Source organism: Halorubrum alkaliphilum, assembly GCF_017873815.1.
In the GTDB taxonomy this organism is placed as follows: domain Archaea; phylum Halobacteriota; class Halobacteria; order Halobacteriales; family Haloferacaceae; genus Halorubrum; species Halorubrum alkaliphilum.
Window position 1 is genome coordinate 215,269 of the sequence record NZ_JAGGKQ010000001.1, and the last position, 18,056, is coordinate 233,324.

At 66.9% G+C, this 18,056-nt stretch carries 14 protein-coding genes, 1 tRNA gene and 1 pseudogene; 9 read left to right on the top strand and 7 right to left on the bottom strand.

Going from position 1 to position 18,056, the window contains the following annotated elements:
- Nucleotides 1-240: 240 nt before the first annotated feature.
- Nucleotides 241-314 (bottom strand) — tRNA-Tyr (locus tag J2751_RS01045).
- 121 nt (nucleotides 315-435) lie between these two features.
- Here J2751_RS01045 and J2751_RS01050 point away from each other — a divergent pair.
- Nucleotides 436-1,326, top strand: a complete 891-nt coding sequence (locus J2751_RS01050; RefSeq protein ID WP_209482603.1) for a hypothetical protein — start codon at nucleotides 436-438, stop codon at nucleotides 1,324-1,326.
- 27 nt (nucleotides 1,327-1,353) lie between these two features.
- Here J2751_RS01050 and J2751_RS01055 read toward each other — a convergent pair whose 3' ends face one another.
- Nucleotides 1,354-3,027, bottom strand: coding sequence for a S8 family serine peptidase (locus J2751_RS01055; protein ID WP_209482604.1), 1,674 nt, complete (start codon nucleotides 3,025-3,027; stop codon nucleotides 1,354-1,356).
- 133 nt (nucleotides 3,028-3,160) lie between these two features.
- On the opposite strand from J2751_RS01055, the gene J2751_RS01060 reads away from it, so the two are divergent.
- Entirely contained in the window at nucleotides 3,161-6,070 is a 2,910-nt protein-coding gene (locus J2751_RS01060; protein ID WP_209482605.1) for an ATP-dependent helicase, read from the top strand.
- On the opposite strand, the gene J2751_RS01065 is transcribed toward J2751_RS01060, so the two are convergent.
- Together J2751_RS01065 and J2751_RS01070 are read right to left on the bottom strand one after the other, a co-directional pair.
- Nucleotides 6,065-6,307 (bottom strand): hypothetical protein, encoded by a 243-nt coding sequence (locus J2751_RS01065; RefSeq protein WP_209482654.1) that lies wholly within the window; start codon nucleotides 6,305-6,307, stop codon nucleotides 6,065-6,067. The genes J2751_RS01060 and J2751_RS01065 overlap by 6 nt on opposite strands.
- Nucleotides 6,308-6,406: 99 nt before the next feature.
- On the bottom strand, nucleotides 6,407-7,387 hold the full coding sequence (locus J2751_RS01070) for a formyltetrahydrofolate deformylase (RefSeq protein ID WP_209482606.1): 981 nt from the start codon (nucleotides 7,385-7,387) through the stop codon (nucleotides 6,407-6,409).
- A gap of 181 nt (nucleotides 7,388-7,568) precedes the next feature.
- On the opposite strand from J2751_RS01070, the gene purS reads away from it, so the two are divergent.
- The 3 genes from purS to ilvD all read left to right on the top strand — a co-directional run bounded on the left by purS (nucleotide 7,569) and on the right by ilvD (nucleotide 10,357).
- Entirely contained in the window at nucleotides 7,569-7,820 is a 252-nt protein-coding gene (purS, locus tag J2751_RS01075) for a phosphoribosylformylglycinamidine synthase subunit PurS (protein WP_209482607.1), read from the top strand.
- Nucleotides 7,817-8,497: a phosphoribosylformylglycinamidine synthase I gene (gene purQ, locus J2751_RS01080; protein WP_209482608.1), complete on the top strand. Its 681-nt coding sequence runs from the start codon at nucleotides 7,817-7,819 to the stop codon at nucleotides 8,495-8,497. The genes purS and purQ overlap by 4 nt, the downstream gene beginning before the upstream one ends.
- Nucleotides 8,498-8,560: 63 nt before the next feature.
- Nucleotides 8,561-10,357, top strand: coding sequence for a dihydroxy-acid dehydratase (gene ilvD, locus J2751_RS01085; RefSeq protein ID WP_209482609.1), 1,797 nt, complete (start codon nucleotides 8,561-8,563; stop codon nucleotides 10,355-10,357).
- A gap of 1,094 nt (nucleotides 10,358-11,451) precedes the next feature.
- Here ilvD and J2751_RS01090 read toward each other — a convergent pair.
- Nucleotides 11,452-11,721 (bottom strand): hypothetical protein, encoded by a 270-nt coding sequence (locus J2751_RS01090; protein WP_209482610.1) that lies wholly within the window; start codon nucleotides 11,719-11,721, stop codon nucleotides 11,452-11,454.
- Between the two features lie 255 nt (nucleotides 11,722-11,976).
- On the opposite strand from J2751_RS01090, the pseudogene J2751_RS01095 reads away from it, so the two are divergent.
- Nucleotides 11,977-12,462 (top strand): annotated as a pseudogene (locus J2751_RS01095) (NYN domain-containing protein); the annotation flags it as partial.
- A 191-nt stretch (nucleotides 12,463-12,653) separates the two neighbouring features.
- On the opposite strand, the gene J2751_RS01100 reads toward J2751_RS01095, so the two are convergent.
- Nucleotides 12,654-13,322, bottom strand: a complete 669-nt coding sequence (locus tag J2751_RS01100) for a S26 family signal peptidase (RefSeq protein WP_209482611.1) — start codon at nucleotides 13,320-13,322, stop codon at nucleotides 12,654-12,656.
- Nucleotides 13,323-13,450: 128 nt separating this feature from the next.
- On the opposite strand from J2751_RS01100, the gene gcvT reads away from it, so the two are divergent.
- The 3 genes from gcvT (at nucleotide 13,451) to J2751_RS01115 (ending at nucleotide 16,931) form a co-directional block, all read left to right on the top strand.
- The gene (gene gcvT, locus J2751_RS01105) at nucleotides 13,451-14,632 is read left to right on the top strand and encodes a glycine cleavage system aminomethyltransferase GcvT (protein WP_209482612.1); all 1,182 of its coding nucleotides are present in this window, start codon (nucleotides 13,451-13,453) and stop codon (nucleotides 14,630-14,632) included.
- 81 nt (nucleotides 14,633-14,713) lie between these two features.
- Nucleotides 14,714-16,432 (top strand): tRNA uridine(34) 5-carboxymethylaminomethyl modification radical SAM/GNAT enzyme Elp3, encoded by a 1,719-nt coding sequence (locus J2751_RS01110; RefSeq protein WP_209482613.1) that lies wholly within the window; start codon nucleotides 14,714-14,716, stop codon nucleotides 16,430-16,432.
- Between the two features lie 46 nt (nucleotides 16,433-16,478).
- On the top strand, nucleotides 16,479-16,931 hold the full coding sequence (locus J2751_RS01115; RefSeq protein ID WP_209482614.1) for a TRAM domain-containing protein: 453 nt from the start codon (nucleotides 16,479-16,481) through the stop codon (nucleotides 16,929-16,931).
- A 19-nt stretch (nucleotides 16,932-16,950) separates the two neighbouring features.
- Here J2751_RS01115 and J2751_RS01120 read toward each other — a convergent pair whose 3' ends face one another.
- Nucleotides 16,951-18,033, bottom strand: coding sequence for a geranylgeranyl reductase family protein (locus J2751_RS01120; RefSeq protein ID WP_209482615.1), 1,083 nt, complete (start codon nucleotides 18,031-18,033; stop codon nucleotides 16,951-16,953).
- Between the last annotated feature and the right edge of the window lie 23 nt (nucleotides 18,034-18,056).

The following is an 18,056-nucleotide window of genomic DNA, read 5'->3' on the forward strand; positions in this document are numbered from 1 at the left end:
GAGCACCGCGTGAGCGGTGTCCCGTCAGTCCAAAGCTGAGAACCGCATCCGCGGCCGGTGCTTATCACCCACCTCCGTCGTGCTATATATCGGCTTGAAACCCAGTCCGCCCTCCCCGAATTGAACTCGCCGAGACAGTCCGGGCGTGCGGATCGCTTCGCTCGCCGGTCCGGGCTGTGACTCGTCTGCTCAATTCGGGTCGATTGATCTTTTGACTGCTCACTTCGTTCACAGCAAAAGTCCGCCCTCCCCGAATTGAACGGGGGACAAGTCGATCTACAGTCGACTGCTCTACCAGGCTGAGCTAAGGGCGGTTACCGAGTTCTAGCCGCTGGATCGAACTTAAACGTTCCCTTTCGCAGGCGGTTCGGGTCGCCGTACCGTGGTTCGGCGTCGCCGCGGGGTATTTAAGTCGATCGCGCCGGGAGCGGGCGTATGGGAGACGACGGGCCGGACAGACAGGCCACGTTCGGCAGCGATGGCAGCCTCGAAACCGACACCACGCCGGCGGCGACCGGCGAGAACGACTTCGGCGAGCAAACGGGCGAGAACGAGACTGACGGCGGCTACAGTCGGTACGCCGTGTCGAGCCTCCTTCAAAAGGCGGTGCGGCGCTCCGACGAGGAGGTCGCCGCGTGGGCCGCATGGGAACTCGCGCGCTCGGGTTACGCTTGGAACCTCTGGGACCGGCTGAACCTCTACGTCGTTGAGGACCTGCGCGCCGGTAGCGAGGTCGCGCTGACGATCGAGCGCTACGAGGAACTCGCCACCGAGCGCTGGGAACCCGACGAGTGGCGCGGTCGACTCTGCGCGGTCCACGGCGCGCTGGCGGCGGCCCGCGCCCGCTCGACCCGCGAGTCGTCCAACGCCGACGCCTACTTTTCCGCGGTCGCCGAGGAGCGTGCCGCCGCCCGCGAGCGCGGCGAGGAGCCCGACCACGACTTTCCGGTGGACGACCTCGAACCGGGCGGCGAGTTCGACGTCGCCCTCGACGGCCACACGGGCGAAGGCGCGCGACTCGGCCGCGACACGCGCTTTTTCAAGACCCGCGGCGCGCGAGTCGGGCCGGAGGGCGAGGACGAATCCAGCGCCCGGTGGCAACGAATCGCCATGGAACTCGACGACGAGGTGGCCTACACGCCGGCCGAGCTCGACCGCGCAGTCGAGCCGGTCGACCCGGACGATCCGTGGACGGAACCGGACGATGTCGGCGGCAATGACGAGTGCGTGACCGGTTCCGACGGCGATATTGACGCCATCGGGGACGACGCGGACGGTACCGAGGATGCCGATCGCAGCGGCTCCCTCTCCGATTTCTCGGGGTAACTGGAGAAGGCGACCGCCGCGGTCGCCTCACACCCTTCGCCCGCCACGGACCCGCCGGGCCGACAGCACCCCGGCGAGTACGGCGATCACGGCGACGATCGCCGGAGCGATCCCGAACCCGGGCGTGTCGTCGTCGACGTCCTGACCGCCGTCCGCGCCGGTACCGGGTTCGTCGTCACCGTTCTCGGCCGGCTGCGACTCCGGCGGTGGGGCGGCATCGACGGCGGCCGCGACGGCGGCCGGCGCGTCGACGACGCCGTGTCCGTGTCGGTGGTCCGGTCCGGCGTTCGGACCGTCCGGGTGGACGGCGGTGTCGACGAGGGTCGTTTGAAGCCCGTCGGGGTCGATCCGACCGTCGGTCGCGGCGACCGCGAGCGCAGCAAGCCCGCTGACGTGGGGGGCTGCCATGCTCGTCCCCTGTCGGCGGACGTACCCGTCGGTCGTCCCCGACTCCGCGCTGACGACGTTGACGCCGGGAGCGGTCACGTCGGGCACGACGTAGTGGTCGGGCCAGTCCTCGGGGAACTCGCCGAAGGCCGCGGTCGAGTTGATCGGCTCGCCGCTGGAGAACTCGGCGACCGTCCGGTTCTCGTCGGCCCGAACCGCGCCGACCGCGAGCGCGTCGTGGACGTTCGCGGGCGACGAGGAGGTGTTCTCCCCCTCGTTTCCGGCCGCGGCGACGACTATCGCGCCGGAAGCGCGAGCGTTGCGGACCGGCGCGATGAACCCGCGGAACGTTCCGCTCGCGCCGAGACTCATCTGGAGAACGTCCACGTCCTCGTCGGCCGTCGCGTGCTCCATCGCCGCGAGCACGCCCGCGAACGTCGCGGAGCCGTCCTCGCCGAAGGCGTCGATTCCATGGATCGTCGCGTCGGGCGCGACGCCGACGTATGTGCCGGAGGCGTCCCCGCCTGCGACGGTTCCGGCGACGTGTGTGCCGTGGCCGTCCGGGTCGGTCGCGTCCGCGACGTCGTCGCTCACGAGCGTCCCGTTCTCGTCGAAATCCGCCCACGCGGCTAACTCGATGTCCTGATGAGTCGGATCCACGCCCGTGTCGATCACGGCGACGGTCGCCCCCGATCCACGGGTGTCGAAGCGGTCCCATGCGTCCGGAACGTCGATCAGGTCCAGCCCCGCAGTGTGGCTGCCGGACGGCTGTGAGTCGACCTGCTCGCGCGTGTGGTCGATGTCGACCTGCTCGCGCGTGTCCCCGGTCTCGACCGGTTCGTGTGCGTCGTCGGGAGCGAGGTCACCGTGTGTCCCCACCACGACGTTGTCGTGGATCCCGGTGACGTTCGCGACCGAGAGCAGGTCGGCCGCCTCCGTCTCGTCGGCGTCGACGCTCACGAGGAGAGCGTTCGCCAACCAGAACTCGCGTTGTATCGTCATGCCGTCCGTCTCCTCGGCGAACGCCTCGAAGGCAGTTCGCTGGTCGGCGGCGTGGTCCCGGAGCTCGTCGACGACCGCGTCGCCCTCGGCGTCCGGCTCTCCGATAGGATCCAGCCGGACGACGATATCGGTTGTTCCGGTCTCGTTCGCGAGCGGGTCGGCCGCCCGCTCGTCGATGGGGTCGCCGAGGGCGGCCGCCCCGCCGGAGAACACGAGCAGGGCGAGCGCAACGATCGCGAGCGCGACGAGAAGCAGACCGATGGAGGGGAGGGCCCGCGGAGCGGCGGCCCGCGATCGACTGCTGACTGACATACACGTGTCTGGGTCGGGGGGCGGCAAATAGGTTCGGTAGCGCGGGTGGATCGGCCTCCGCGTCGGAGGCCACGATCCCGCCGTACGCCCGGCGGCACAACCGATTTCCCTCCGCGCGTCCTCCGATCTCGTAGTGACGAACCAGACGGATCGAGCCACGGATGTCGCCGACAGTGACCCGGAAGCGACCGCCAGACGGCTGCTCCGGGAGGCGGCGACGGACCGCGACTGGTCCTTCGACCCTGAGACGGTCCCGATCGACGACGCGGACGTGCTCGCCCGTCTCTCCCCGCCGGTCCGGCGGTGGTGGGTCGAGGAGTTCGGCGGCTACGTCGCGGAAAACGGCGGGCTGTTCACGCCGCCACAGCGGGAGGCTATCCCGCACATCGACGACGGACGGAACGCCCTCGTGGCGTCGCCGACGGGCAGCGGCAAGACGCTCGCCGCGTTCACCGCGGTCCTCGACGACCTCTTCGATCGGGACCGCACCGGCGACCTAGAGAACTCGGTGTACTGTCTGTACGTCTCGCCGCTCAAATCGCTCGCGAACGACATCAAGCGCAACCTCGAAGCGCCGCTCTCGGGGATCGCGGCGGAGATCGGGGCGGGCACCGAGTACGAGCCCGGCGTCAGACAGGCGATCCGCCACGGCGACACGAGCAAGGCGGACCGGGCGGCGATGCTGGAGGAGACGCCACACGTCCTCAACACGACGCCGGAGACGCTCGCGATCCTGCTCAACTCGCCCAAATTCAAGGAGAAACTCCGGACCGTCGAGTACGTGATCGTCGACGAGATCCACTCGCTGGCGGCGAACAAACGTGGAACCCACCTCTCGGTCTCGCTGGAGCGGCTGACCGAACTCGCGCACGACACTCCGACGCGGGTCGGCTGTTCGGCGACAGTCGAGCCGCTGGAGGGGATCGCGGAGTTCCTCGTCGGGCGGGATCGGGTTTCTGGGGCGGTCGGCGACGAGGACGGGCTCGCACCCCGCGAGTGCGAGCTCGTGGACACCCGGTTCGTTCGGGAGTTCGATCTGGAGCTTCGAACCCCCGCAGCGGATCTGGTCCACACCCCGGACTCGGTCGTCACCGACCGGTTCCACGACGAACTCCACGAGCTGATCGAGAGCCATACGAACACGCTCGTGTTCACGAACTCGCGATCGGGCGCGGAACGGGTTCTTCAGGGGCTCCGCGAGCGGTTCGACTACGACGAGTCGAACTCGGGCTGTCACCACGGGAGCCTCGGGGAGACGCAGCGCACCCGGATCGAGGAGGGACTGAAGTCCGGCGAGCTCGACGTGGTGACGACCTCGACGAGTCTCGAACTCGGTATCGACATGCCACATCTGGATCTGGTCGTCCAGGTCGGCTCGCCGAAGTCGGTCGCGGCGCTGCTCCAGCGTGTGGGGCGGGCGGGCCACAGTCCCGGCGAGACGGTCGAGGGCCGCGTGTTCGCGCTCGACCGCGACGAACTCGTCGAGTGTGCGACGATGCTCGCCCGCGCCGAGGAGGGGTTCGTCGACCGCGTGTTCGTTCCCGAGAACGCTCACGACGTCGCCGCCCAGCACGTCTACGGGATGGCGATAAACCGGATCCGACCGGACCGTGAGGTCCGTGAGGTCCTGCGACGCGCGTGGCCCTACCGCAGGTACGACGACGAGCGATACGAGACCCTCATGCGGTATCTCACCGCCGACTACGACGGGTTGGAGGAGAAGAACGTCTACGCGAAGGTGTGGCGCGACGCCAACGACCCGCCGGAGGGGGAACACCACCACGAGGAGTTCCCGGTCGGCGAGACGCTCGTCGGGAAACGCGGCCGGCTCGCCCGGGTCATCTACATGACGAACGTCGGGACGATCCCCGACTCGTTCAGCTGTGACGTGTTCACCCGCGACGACGAGTGGGTCGGGACGCTGAGCGAGACCTACCTCGACACGCTCGATCCCGGGGACGTGTTCACGCTCGGCGGCGAGCGGTTCGCGTTCCGCTACCGGCGCGGCTCGAAGGTGTACGTCGACCGAACGACGGAGCGCGCCACCGTCCCCTCGTGGTACGCCGAACGACTTCCGCTCTCCTACGACTTGGGCCGCGAGGTGCTCGCCTTCCGTGAGCGGCTGCTCGACGAACTCGACGAGGGCGGGCCGCCGGCGGTCCGCGCGTGGCTTCGCGATCTCCCCCTCGGCGGGAACTCGGTCCGCGCGCTGGCGCGGATGTACGACGAGCAGGTCGAGTACGCGGGTACACGGAGCGTCTCGACTCCCTCCCGGATCGTCGTCGAGGAGGAGCTGGATCGCGGGGAGTACAAGCGTCGATACTACGTTCACACGGTGTACGGCCGCCGGTTCAACGACGGGCTCTCGCGGCTCGTCGCCGCTGAGTGCGCAAACCGGACGAACGCGAACGTCGCGGTCGCGGTCGCCGACAACGGGTTCAGTCTGTCTTTCCCGCTCAACCGGAAGGTCGACATCGCCCGCGTGCTCCGCGAGTTGGACCCGGACACGGTCCGGGAGGACCTCCGATCGGCGATCGCGGGCACCGACCTCCTGAAGCGGTACTTCCGGATCGACGCCGCCCGGTCGCTGATGATCCTGAAACGCTACAAGGGGTACGAGAAGTCGGCCGCCGAACAGCAGGTGTCCGCCGAGATGCTGCTCTCCTTCGCTGACGACCTCGACGAGTTCGCCGTGATTGAGGAGACGTATCGGGAGCTGCTGGAGGACCGACTCGACGTCGCCGGGATCCGTGAGGTGCTCGACGAGATCGCATGCGACGACGCCGATATCGTCCACCACACGGTCGACTCGCCGACGCCGCTGTCGTTCGGGCTCGCGACCCTCGTCGACTCGGACGTGGTCCTCGCGGACGACGAGTCGGCGGTTCTCCGGGAGTTCCACGCCCGCGTGATGGCGGAGATCGGCGAGGACGAGGGCGGCTACCGGGCGGGAACCGATGCCGTCGACGCCGAACCCGTAGATATCGACGCCGAACCCGTGGATATCGACCCCACCGACGTCACTGACGGAAACGGGTCATGAGGAGACGACGGCGAGACCAGGCGGAACCTCGGGCAGCCCGCCGAGAACCAAGACGGTGTAGTGGAGGAAGACGCTGAGCGCGACGATCGAGAGGAGGAGCAGAAAGAGTACCAGTACTCGCTCGTCGCTACGGACGATCGCCCGCGTGTCTGTGGCGACGCCGAGCACACGGTCGGTGAGGACGCTGAAGGACCGCTCCCCTGGTTGAGATCCGGCCTCGCCGTTCGGTCCGCTCATCGGGTGATAGTAGGTCTGAATCCGGATAAAAACGTCTCGGTCGCTGGTGTTCCGCTCGGGAGTCGAGCGGAGATCGTCGTGAGAGGCTCGTCGCGAGCGTTACTTCGATCCCGTCGTCGCCGCCCCCGACCGACTCAGTGGCTCGCCGTCGACGGGTTCGTCCGGGTTCGCCTCGCTCGCTGCCGCAGACAACCCGAGTTCGGGGTCGAGATCGGTTCCCTCGCGGACGTGGACGGTCCCGCGGTGGACCGCGATGGCGTCGGCGAGGTGGAGCCGGACGGCCTCCAACAGAACCTCGGCTTCGAGGGGCTGTCCGCGGCGCTTGATCTCGGCGACGTCCGCGCCGTCGGGCACGTCGAAGGCCCGCTGTGCGATGACGGGCCCCTGATCGAGATCGGTCGTCACGTAGTGGGACGTAACGCCGGCGATCCAGACCCCCGCATCCTTCGCTTGTCGGTACGCCTCCGCACCGGGGAACGCCGGAAGCAGGGAGGGGTGGACGTTGATGATCCGCCCCTCGTAGCGGAAGACGACCTCCGGCGAGAGGATCCGCATGTAGCGGGCCAGTGCGATCAGGTCGATGTCGTACTCCGCGAGCAGGTCGAGCAGTCGTTTCTCGTCGGTGCTGCCGTTCCCGTCGCCGACGTCGTAGAAGGGTTTGTCGTAGCGCTCCGCGAGCGACCTGAGATCGCCGCGGTTGCCGATCACGACCGGTATCTCCGCCTCGCCGGACTCGGCCAACTCGCCGTTCGCCTCCGCTTCGAGCATCGCCTCGGGGACGTGCGTCTCCTTCGTCACGAGCAGCGCGACCCGCCTCGCGTCGCGATCACTCGGGAACCGAACTTGGATGTCGACGTCGAGTTCACGACCGAGTTCGGCGAGCGCCCGTCGAAGTTCACCCTTGGACGTGTCCATCTCCGCGGCGTCGACCCGGGTCGTCATCCGGAAGACGCCGTCTCGGACCGCCTGATCGAGGTCCTCGATGTTGATCCCGCGCTCGAACAGCAGCGAGGTGACGCGCGCGATGATTCCCGTGTCGTCTCCTCCGACGACCGTGATCTCGGTCAGTTCGCGGGTCATGCGCCGATCACCTCCGCCGGTTCGAACGATGGCATATGAACACTGAAGAACACGACGGGGTTTTTCCCTTTCGTTCCGGGCGGAGCCTGCCACCCGGTCGATCGACCACTACATATTCACGTATGTGTGTATAAACCGCGTTCCAAAACGGTTTTTACACACGACTCCGCACTACCGGACAATGAGCGAATTCACCGCGACCGTGACGGTTCGGCTGAAGCGGGGCGTGCTCGACCCGGAGGCCGAGACGACGAAGCAGGCGCTCGAACGCCTCGGGTTCGAGCTGTCGGCGTTGCGGTCGGCCGACCGCTTCGAGATCGATCTTGAGGCGCCTGACGCCGACGCGGCGGCCGAGCGAGCCGACGAGATGGCCGAGCGGCTGCTCGCGAACCCGACGATCCACGATTACGATGTCGCGGTGACGGAACGATGACGGTCTCGGTGGTCCAGTTCGGCGGCTCCAACTGCGACCGCGACGCGGTCCGCGCCCTGCGCCACCTTGGGATCGACGCCGAGCGCGTCTGGCACGAGGACGGGCTGCCCGCCGAGACCGACGGGATCGTCCTCCCGGGCGGATTCTCTTATGGCGACTACCTCCGCGCGGGAGCGATGGCCGCTCGCGCACCCGTCATGAACGAGGTCCGCGCCGCAGCCGAGGACGGGGTCCCCGTGCTCGGCGTCTGTAACGGCGCGCAGATCGGCTCGGAGTCGGGACTCACTCCCGGCGCGTTCACGACGAACGCCTCCGCGCGGTTCCAGTGTGAGCCGGTCCATCTCCGTGTCGAGCGCGCGGACACCCCGTGGACCGCCGCCTACAACGCGGGCGACGTGATCGAGGTTCCCATCGCCCACGGCGAGGGTCGCTTCGAGATCAACGACGACGCCTACGACAACCTCGTTGCCGACGACCGCGTCCTCTTCCGCTACTGTGACGCCGAAGGAGAGGTCACCGACGCGGCTAATCCCAACGGCTCGACCGGCAACGTCGCCGGCGTCCTCGGCGAGCGCGAAACGGTCGCCGTGTTGATGCCACACCCTGAGCGAGCAACCCTTCCGGACGTGGCAACGAGTACGGACGGGCAGGGGATCCTGCGGGCGTTCGCCGAGTAGCGCCGTCTCGGAAACCCTTGTGCCGTTGGGGCGATTTAAGAGTGCCCGGCACCACCGGTCGGTATGAGCCAGCAGGAACCGCAGCCGGACGACGCCGCGGACGCGGACGACCGCGGTCGCGACGACGCCGACCGCTTCGCGGGCAAAAAGGACGAGAATCTTCGAAGTAGAGACGTGACCGAGGGCGCTGATAAAGCCCCCCACCGATCGATGTTCCGCGCGATGGGATTCGACGACGAGGATCTCTCTTCGCCCATCGTCGGCGTGCCGAACCCCGCAGCCGACATCACGCCGTGTAACGTCCACCTCGACGACGTCGCCGATGCGGCCATCGACGGCATCGACGACGCCGGCGGGATGCCGATCGAGTTCGGCACCGTCACCATCTCCGACGCCATCTCGATGGGAACGGAGGGGATGAAAGCCAGCCTCATCTCCCGAGAAGTGATCGCCGACAGCGTCGAACTCGTCTCCTTCGGCGAGCGCATGGACGCCCTCGTGACGATCGCGGGCTGTGACAAGAACCTTCCCGGGATGATGATGGCGGCAATCCGGACGGATCTCCCGAGCGTGTTCTGCTACGGCGGCTCGATCATGCCCGGCCAACACGACGGTCGCGACGTCACCATCGTCCAAGTGTTCGAGGGCGTCGGCGCGTACGCGGAAGGCGACATGAGCGGCGAGGAGCTCGACGAGTTGGAGCGACACGCTTGCCCCGGCGCGGGCTCGTGTGGCGGAATGTTCACCGCGAACACGATGGCGTCCATCTCGGAGGCGCTCGGGCTCGCGCCGCTCGGCTCGGCCTCCCCGCCCGCGGAGGACGAGGAGCGCTACGAGGTGGCCGCGGAGGCCGGCGAACTCGTCCTCGACTGTATCGAGAACGACCGCCGACCCTCGGACGTCCTCTCACGGAAGTCCTTCGAGAACGCCATCGCGCTCCAGACCGCCATGGGCGGCTCGACAAACGCGGTGCTTCACCTGCTCGCGCTCGCCGCGGAGGCCGACGTCGACCTAACGATCGACGATTTCGACGAGATCTCCCGGCGGACCCCGAAGATAGCGAACCTCCAGCCCGGCGGTGCCCGCGTGATGAACGACCTCCACGAGGTCGGCGGCGTCCCGGTCGTGATCCGACGGCTGCTGGAAGCCGACCTGTTCCACGGCGACGCGATGACCGTCACCGGGCGAACGATCGCCGAGGAGATCGCCGAGCTGGAGGCGAGCGGCGAGCTCCCCGACGACGACGAGATCGAGTCCGACTTCCTCTACTCCGTCGACGACCCGAAGGAGGCGGAGGGCGCGATCAAGATCCTGAAAGGGAACCTCGCGCCGGAGGGCGCAGTCCTGAAAGTGACCGGCGACGACGCCTTCTATCACGAGGGGCCCGCCCGCGTATTCGAGAACGAGGAGGACGCCATGGAGTACGTCCAGTCCGGCGCGATCGAGTCCGGCGATGTCATCGTCATCCGCAACGAAGGGCCGACCGGCGGCCCAGGGATGCGCGAGATGCTCGGCGTGACGGCCGCGGTCGTCGGCGCGGGCCACGAGGAGGACGTTGCGCTGCTCACCGACGGTCGCTTCTCCGGCGGTACCCGCGGCCCGATGATCGGCCACGTCGCCCCCGAGGCCGCCGACGGCGGTCCGATCGGGCTCATCGAGGACGGCGACCACGTTACCGTCGACATCCCGAACCGCGACCTCTCGGTCGACCTCTCGGACGACGAGTTCGACGAGCGAGCCGACGAGTGGGAACGGCCGGAACCCCCGTACGACGGCGGCGTGCTCGCGAAGTACTACCGGGACTTCTCGTCGGCATCAATCGGCGCAGTGACCAACCCGCGGCTCACGCGCGACGAATGACGGCCCTCACGGGCGAGTAGAAACGACGACGAGAATCGGTTGGACGGGGCACTTCGAGCCCAACGGAACTATTGAACCCTGTACTTCAGACGTGTTCTCGCCTGAAACACCCGTTCGGTGACGAGTGCGTAGTGATCAATTTCGGGAGTAGGTCTCACAATACGTTGGCGCTCTTCTGTAGGAGATTGTTGATACAGCTCAGTCGAACTCGAAGTGAGTGCTAAACCCCACGAAGATCGGTTTATGAGATGATTCTTGAACCGAAGACAAATCCGTCAAACCGCAAGAAGGCAGACCATCAACAATCATCTACACATGAGCGATACGTTGGAGTTGTTGTTTATAAGTGGACTAGTGGTGCTGCTGGCAGCTGTTTATAAATAGACGAGGATATGAAGAACTACTGAAAAGCTCTAGCCACCTGTTTATAAGCGATTGACTACTGATCGACGGTTAAGACCTCCAAAGCCCCAGCCGTGCGAACGCCTACGCCGCCCGCACGGCAGCGAGGCTCCGTGCCTCGGGCAGCCGGACGTAGTCCGGCGACTGCCCCTTTGAGTCCCACCCCACACAGCACCCGCACCTCACGCCTCCCCAACCTCGTCACCGGCGGCTTTGCCGCCGGTTGCTAGCGAGAGCTCCGCTCTCGCCCTGTCGCTGGCGGCTGCTGCCGCCAGCGACTCCAGCGAGAATCGAAGATTCTCTGGCAGTCGGGCGACGCCCGACGACCTCGCGCCGTCGTCGCCGGCGCTACGCGCCGGCTGCCAGAGGGACCTTCGGTCCCTCGCGGTTCGCGCCCTTTTGAGGGCGCGAACCGGGGCGCGCCACCGCGTTGTCCATTTATATATGGTCGTCGCAGCTGCTCACAGTTCTTTTAAATACGCTCTCGTTGCCATCGATCTGAGAGACCTACTCCCGGCATCACTCACTACTGCGTCTGTACTGAGCGATTAGGGGAAACTCAACAGTTGCTGAGGACTCCAACGAAGCCAACTCAAGCGGAGGGGACTGACAAGGGGGGACCGGGACGAGAAACCACATGAGGGATCGGGACGAGTCGGGGGAGATCGGGTTCGATCTCCGCGATCAGCTCATTACGCGTTTGGCTCCCCCTCGATGTCGACGCCGCCGTCAGTCTCGGCCGTGCGGATGGATTCGGCACACCAGACGTTGCTCCGGCGACCCGCACGCGACAGCTCTAGCTCGACGACCGAGCCGGCCGGCAGCTCCGCAACCTGCTCCCGAGCCGTCTCGTCGGCGTAGTCGACGATGTGGTACGTCTCATTACGTGGATGTGCACGTACAGTGGCGTGATCGTGATCGTTCTGTTCGGAAATGACGGTGAACGCGTTTGACTTCGTCATCTTAACCGCTAATTCTTGGACATCCTATTTCAATACTTCGTATAGTGACACCGATCGTCCGGGAGGGGGTAATAGGAATATAAGGTGGCGTAGAGCGCATCCCGTCCACCGCTCCTCGCTGCCACTGTGACGGGTATCGCGAGAGACACCGGGGATGAGGATCGGCGCGTGTTCGGACCCGTTTTCGGCGGGCCGGCCTTCTCCGGCGGGAACCGGATCAGTACGTATTTTTTATACGGTCCTCGTTCGGATCGTATGGACACCAGTAGTCGGGACGACGAAGACGCGGTCGGCGTCGCGCTGTTCGTCGACGGCCCGAACGTGTTGCGCGAGGAGTTCGACGTCGACCTCGACGACGTCCGAGAAGCGGCAGAAGCCGAGGGACAGCTCGTGACGACGCGGCTGTACCTCGACGAGCACGCCACGCCCGGCCTGATACAGGCCGCGGAGGCCCGCGGCTTCGAGGTGATCGTGACCAGCGGCGACGTCGACGTGAAACTCGCGGTCGACGCCGCCCGGTTCGCCGCCGAAGGGCGGATGTCGACGCTCGCGGTCGCTTCCCGTGACACGGACTTCAAACCCGTACTGGAGACGGCCAACGGGTACGGAATTCGGACGCTCGCCATCGCCCCGGGGGCGTTCGGGCGGTCGGACGCGCTCCGCAACGCCGCCACCGACTCGGTGACGCTCGACGACGAGGAGAGCGGGGGGAACTCGGGGAGCCACGAGGAAAACGAAGCGGGGGGAACCGGAGGACTGGAGGAGGGAAACGGGAGTCGCGGGGGAAACGGAACGCGGACGGAGACCGGTACGGAACGCGAGACGGGGACGACGACGGGGCGTGGTGGCGATAGCGCCGACTCCGAGGCGAACTGACGGGACCTGATCGGATCCGGGAGCTACCGCAGAGGCGGTCGCCGTCGCCAGCGTCGTCACCCGTTCCGGTCGATCCGTCGACCGTCCCGGACCCGCCCGAGGATCACCGACACGACCCCGCTGGCTCCGGCAACGATCGTAACGATCCCGACCGTCGCGGGGACGAGCCCGAACCGAGCGATCGCCGCGTCGATGCCGAGTCGGACGTAGCCGAGGGTGGGGATCGACCCGAGCGCTTTGGCGTGGACCCACTCCTCACGAACTACCGGTGAGATCCCCGTACTCTGGTCGTAGCCGTCGTTCGCGTCGCCGTACGTCACGTAGCCGTCGTGGGGGGCGGGACACGAACGGAGTTCGACACAGTCGTCGTCGACCCGGTCCGGATCAGCGCGTTCGGTCCAGTCCTCGCCGGCCGTTACCGCGAACGCGGCCCGGTGAAGGATCGGTCGATCCGGAACGTTCGGCGACGTGAACACGACGACATCGCCGGATCCACCGAGCCGTTCCGGGGGCTCGTCCTCGTCGCTTCCGACCACGCCTTCTCCCCACGGGGACCGGTCCGTCGCGGTCACCACGACCAGATCCCCGCGCTCGACGCCGGGGGCCATGCTGTCGCTCTCGACGGCGACGAGCGGTGGCCACGCTCCCGCGGTACCGATGGCGAACGCTACGAGCAGGAGGACGGCGAGGAGGGAACCGACGTATCCGCTCCGGGAGCCGTTCACGGATCACTCGGCGGGTGCGTCGGACTTGAGACTATCGGCGACTCCCGGTTGCGGCATCGACCGTATGAGATGGACCTTCGAACCGACCCGATAGCAAGACCTTAGGTCCGCCCGGGGGACGTACCGACATGACCGATCGGACCCCGCCACTCCACGGCGTTCACGAGGCTCGCGGCGCGACGTTCACCGACTTCGGGGGCTGGGAGATGCCCGTCGAGTTCGATTCCATTCGGGAGGAACACGCCGCCGTTCGCGAGTCGGTCGGGGCGTTCGACGTCTCCCATATGGGAGAGATAGAGGTGTCCGGCCCGGACGCGACGGCCCTGTTGAACCGACTCACGACCAACGACGTGGCCGCGCTTGATCCCGGCGAATCCCAGTACGCGGCTATCACGAACGGGGACGGCGTCATGCTCGACGACACCGTCGTCTACCGGCTCCCGGACGGGATCGGAGCCGGATCGGCGGCTCGGACGCTGCCGGACCTCGACGAGGACCTCGACGCGTCAACGGGCGACCCCGCGTACCTCTTCGTCCCGAACGCGGGCCACGACGTCGAAACGCTCGACCGGTTCGTCGAGCACCGCGACGAATGGGCACTGGACGCCACCGTCGAGAACACGACCGACGACTGGGCGATGATCGCCGTTCAGGGGCCGGACGCGGCCGAATCGATGCCCGGTGCTGCGGGGAACGACGCCGAGGGCGTCGTCGATCTCTCCCGGTTCGAGGCGACGGTCGCAACGCTTGACGGGGTCGCAAGCTGGGTTGCTCGCACGGGCTACACCGGCGAGGACGGCTTCGAGGTCATGTGTCCCGCGGGCGACGCCGAGGCGGTCTGGTCCGCGTTCGTCGACGGGGCGGCCGACGCACAGCCCTGTGGACTCGGCGCTCGCGACACGCTCCGCATGGAAATGGGATTCCTCCTGTCCGGGCAGGACTTCGATCCGGAGGCCGAGCCGCGAACCCCCTACGAGGCGGGTATCGGCTTCGTCGTGAAGCTCGACACCGAGTTCGTCGGGCGGGACGCGCTGGAGGCCGAACGTGAGGCGGGCGGTCCGGCCGAGACGTTCACCGGGATCAAACTCCTCGAACGCGGCGTCCCGCGGAACGGGTACGCCGTGACCGACGGCGACCTGACACGGGTCGGCCATCTCACTTCGGGGACGATGAGCCCGACCCTGGACGAGCCGATCGGGCTGGGCTATCTCCACGAGGAGTACGCGGAGCCGGGAACCGAGGTGAACGTGGTCGTGCGGGGCGACGAGAAGCGCGCCGAGGTCGTCGAGCCCCCGTTCCTCGACCGCTGAGGAGAGCAGCACCTGCGCTACCTAGCCGGCCGCGACCTCCGCCCGACACGCTTAACACCGGAACCCGTCGAAAGGCGTGTAATGAGTACCGACGCGCCGAGCGACGCGGAGTCCGCGGACGCCGACGCCGAGTCCGACGCGTTTGTGCGCACCTGTGAGCACCTCGTCGACCGGATCCTCGCGGGCGAGATCGACCGCGACGACCTCGAATCCGCCAAGCTCGACGCCTGTTCCGAGTTCTCCTCGCCGAAAGTGCCGAAGAACACCGAGATACTCGATCACGCGCCGGCGGAGCACCGCGACGACGTGATCGAGGTCGTCCAACGGAAGCCCGTCAGAACTGCCTCCGGCGTCTCGCCGGTCGCGATCATGACCTCGCCGAAGCTGTGTCCGCACGGGAAGTGTCTCTACTGTCCGGGAGGGCCGGCCTCGGAGTTCTCCTCGGCGCAGTCGTACACGGGCCACGAGCCCGCCGCGGCCCGCGGGAAACAGAACGACTACGACCCGTACGGGCAGGTGACGCTCCGGCTCGAACAGCTCCGCAAGATCGGCCACCCGGTCGACAAGGTAGAGCTGATTCTGATGGGGGGAACGATGACCGCCCGGTCACACGACTATCAGGAGTGGTTCGTCAAGCGCGCCCTCCAAGCAATGAACGACTATGATCTCGATACGGAGCCCGAACCCGCCGAGGGCGAGTCGTTTGCGCCCAACCCCGAGGAGACCGAGTTCGAGTATCTGGAGGACGTGATCGCCGAAAACGAGACGAACGCGATCCGCAACATCGGGACGACGTTCGAGACGAAACCGGACTGGTGTGACCCCGAGCAGATCGACCGGATGTTGGACTTGGGAGCCACGAAAGTCGAGGTCGGCGTCCAGACCACCTACGAGCGGATCAACCGTGAGATGCACCGGGGACACGGCAACGAGGCCTCCCGGAACGCCAACCGCCGGCTGCGCGACGCCGCGTTCAAGGTCGGCTTTCACATGATGCCCGGCCAGCCGGGGATGACGCGGGAGATGTGTATCGAAGACTTCCGGCAGCTGTTCGAGAATCCCGACTGGCGGCCCGACTACCTGAAGATCTACCCGACGCTCGTCGTCGGCGGGACGCGCGTGTACGACCGCTGGCGACGCGACGAGTTCGATCCGCTCACCAACGAGGAGGCGGCCGACGTCGTCGCCGAGGTGATGGACCTCATTCCAAAGTACACCCGGCTCCAGCGCGTCCAGCGAGACATCCCCGCGGACTTCATCGAGGGGGGCGTCTGGAAGTCGAACCTCCGACAGCTTGCCAGCCAGCGCGCCGAGGAGAAGGGAATCGTCCAGCGCGACATCCGCGCGCGAGAGGTCGGACACAACGACGCCGACCCGGAGCCCGACGACGTCGAACTCGATGTCACCACCTACGATGCCGGCGGCGGGACGGAACACTTCATTTCCTTCGAGGATCCCGTCCGCGATCTGCTCGTCGGGTTCTGTCGGCTTCGATTCCCGTCGTTCGCGCCCGATCAGCCCGGCGCACCCGGGACCGAAGGCGACGCGATCCGTCGCGAGTTAGAGGATGCGGCACTGATCCGCGAACTCCACGTGTACGGGACCGAGGTCGCGATCGGCGGCGACGGCGACTGGCAACATCAGGGGTACGGGACGAGACTGCTCGAACGGGCGGAGGAGCTGGCCCGCGATGCCGGCTACCGCAAGTTGGCGATCATCTCCGGGATCGGCGCACGCGAGTACTACCGGAACAAGCTCGACTACCATCAGGACGGACCATACGTGTCGAAGCGACTGTAGAGGCGTGGATAGGGAGTTTTTCATTGGGGTATCTCGAATGGCCGGCATGGTCGAGGTAACTGATTCGTTGACGTGTCTGTTCACTGCTGAACTGGAGCCCGACGGCGACGGCGGATACGTGGTGTCCATCCCGAAACGCGAGGTCGAACACGGTACGGTGATACCGGGAGAGACCTATCGTGTCGCCGTGATCGATCGCGACGGAGCCGAGGCGGACGCCGACTCCGGAGCCGCCGGGTCCGGTCCCGCAAGCGAACGGCGACCCGGCGAGGGCGGCCGTGGATCCGTGGCCGCAACCCCCAGTTCGGGTCCGCCGGTCTCGGAAGGCGAGATTCGGGACGTCACCATCGAGACGCTCGGCGACAAGGGTGACGGAATAGCGAAGATCGAGCGGGGTTACGTCGTCATCGTTCCGGACGCGGAACTCGGCGACGAGGTGACCGTGGAGATCACGAGCGTTCGGGAGAACGTCTCGTTTGCGACCGTGATCGACGAGTGAGAGACTAAGCGAGGGTCGATCACGAGAACAGCGTTCCGAGGTGTTCACGCGAGAAGAACGACGACGGCTCATCCATGTGGACTCCAATCTCGCCGGATAACGCACGGAGCCCGACCCGCTGGATCGGTTCCGGGAGCGAGTAACACGCCCGGACGGCCTTCCCGAGCCGGATCTCTCTCGCCAACTCGCCGCGCCACCCGGCCTCGTAGTCGGCGAGCGTTCCGGGATCCGCCGGATCGATCGTCGCGGCCGCGACGTCCGCGGCCCGCATCCCGTAGAGTATCCCACCCCCGGTGAACGGCTTCGTCTGGGCCGCGGCGTCGCCGATCAGGAACACCCGGTCCGTCGTCACCTCCTCCGGCGGTCCGATCGGGATCGCTCCCGAGCAGAACCGTTCGGTTGCGGCCTCGTACCCACCGGTTAATCGGTTGAAACGCGCCTTCACGTCGCCACCGGGCGGTGCCGCAAGCCCGTACTCGACGCCGGCAGCCCCCCGTGGGATCCGCCACGCGAAGAACCGTGGGGCGGTGAGATGAACGTCGACGTAGTTCCCGTCGTCCGGATCCGGATCGAACGCGAGCACTCCGTGAAGGAGCTCTCTCGGTTCATCGATGCCGACCTCCCGTCGGACACGCGAGGTCGGGCCGTCACAGCCCGCAACCATCCGAGCCTCGACGATTTCGGTCCCGCCGCCGGCACCCCTGACCTCGACGGCGACGCAGTCCTCGCGCTCGTCGATCCCCGTGACCGTGTGGCCCTCCCGTACCTCGGCACCCGCATCGCGAGCACACCTCGCCAGCGTTCGATCGAGTTCGACTCGGTCGATGACGTTCGAGACCGGGTCGGTTTTGTAAAAATGGTGGGGACGAGAGCCCGGCCCGCCGACGTGGAATCGTGCGCCGAACACCTCGTTCTGACGTAGGTTCGCTCTCGCGTCCGCCGGAACGTACTCCCAAATGTCCGTGGAGACGTGTCCGGAACACGCGAGCGGCGTCCCGATCTCGCCCTTCTCGAAGGCGACCACGTCGTATCCCGCCTCGGCGGCCCGGCGCGCGAACCGTGACCCCGGAGGTCCGGCACCGACGACGACGAAGTCGTACATACTCTACCGTACTCGCGCCCGAT

Excerpts from the sequence above, each read along its gene's own strand:
- J2751_RS01050 (WP_209482603.1), top strand. The coding sequence starts at position 436 with ATGGGAGACGACGGGCCGGACAGACAGGCCACGTTCGGCAGCGATGGC.
- J2751_RS01055 (WP_209482604.1), bottom strand. The coding sequence starts at position 3,027 with ATGTCAGTCAGCAGTCGATCGCGGGCCGCCGCTCCGCGGGCCCTCCCC.
- J2751_RS01065 (WP_209482654.1), bottom strand. The coding sequence starts at position 6,307 with ATGAGCGGACCGAACGGCGAGGCCGGATCTCAACCAGGGGAGCGGTCC.
- J2751_RS01070 (WP_209482606.1), bottom strand. The coding sequence starts at position 7,387 with ATGACCCGCGAACTGACCGAGATCACGGTCGTCGGAGGAGACGACACG.
- purS (WP_209482607.1), top strand. The coding sequence starts at position 7,569 with ATGAGCGAATTCACCGCGACCGTGACGGTTCGGCTGAAGCGGGGCGTG.
- purQ (WP_209482608.1), top strand. The coding sequence starts at position 7,817 with ATGACGGTCTCGGTGGTCCAGTTCGGCGGCTCCAACTGCGACCGCGAC.
- ilvD (WP_209482609.1), top strand. The coding sequence starts at position 8,561 with ATGAGCCAGCAGGAACCGCAGCCGGACGACGCCGCGGACGCGGACGAC.
- J2751_RS01090 (WP_209482610.1), bottom strand. The coding sequence starts at position 11,721 with ATGACGAAGTCAAACGCGTTCACCGTCATTTCCGAACAGAACGATCAC.
- gcvT (WP_209482612.1), top strand. The coding sequence starts at position 13,451 with ATGACCGATCGGACCCCGCCACTCCACGGCGTTCACGAGGCTCGCGGC.
- J2751_RS01110 (WP_209482613.1), top strand. The coding sequence starts at position 14,714 with ATGAGTACCGACGCGCCGAGCGACGCGGAGTCCGCGGACGCCGACGCC.
- J2751_RS01115 (WP_209482614.1), top strand. The coding sequence starts at position 16,479 with ATGGTCGAGGTAACTGATTCGTTGACGTGTCTGTTCACTGCTGAACTG.
- J2751_RS01120 (WP_209482615.1), bottom strand. The coding sequence starts at position 18,033 with ATGTACGACTTCGTCGTCGTCGGTGCCGGACCTCCGGGGTCACGGTTC.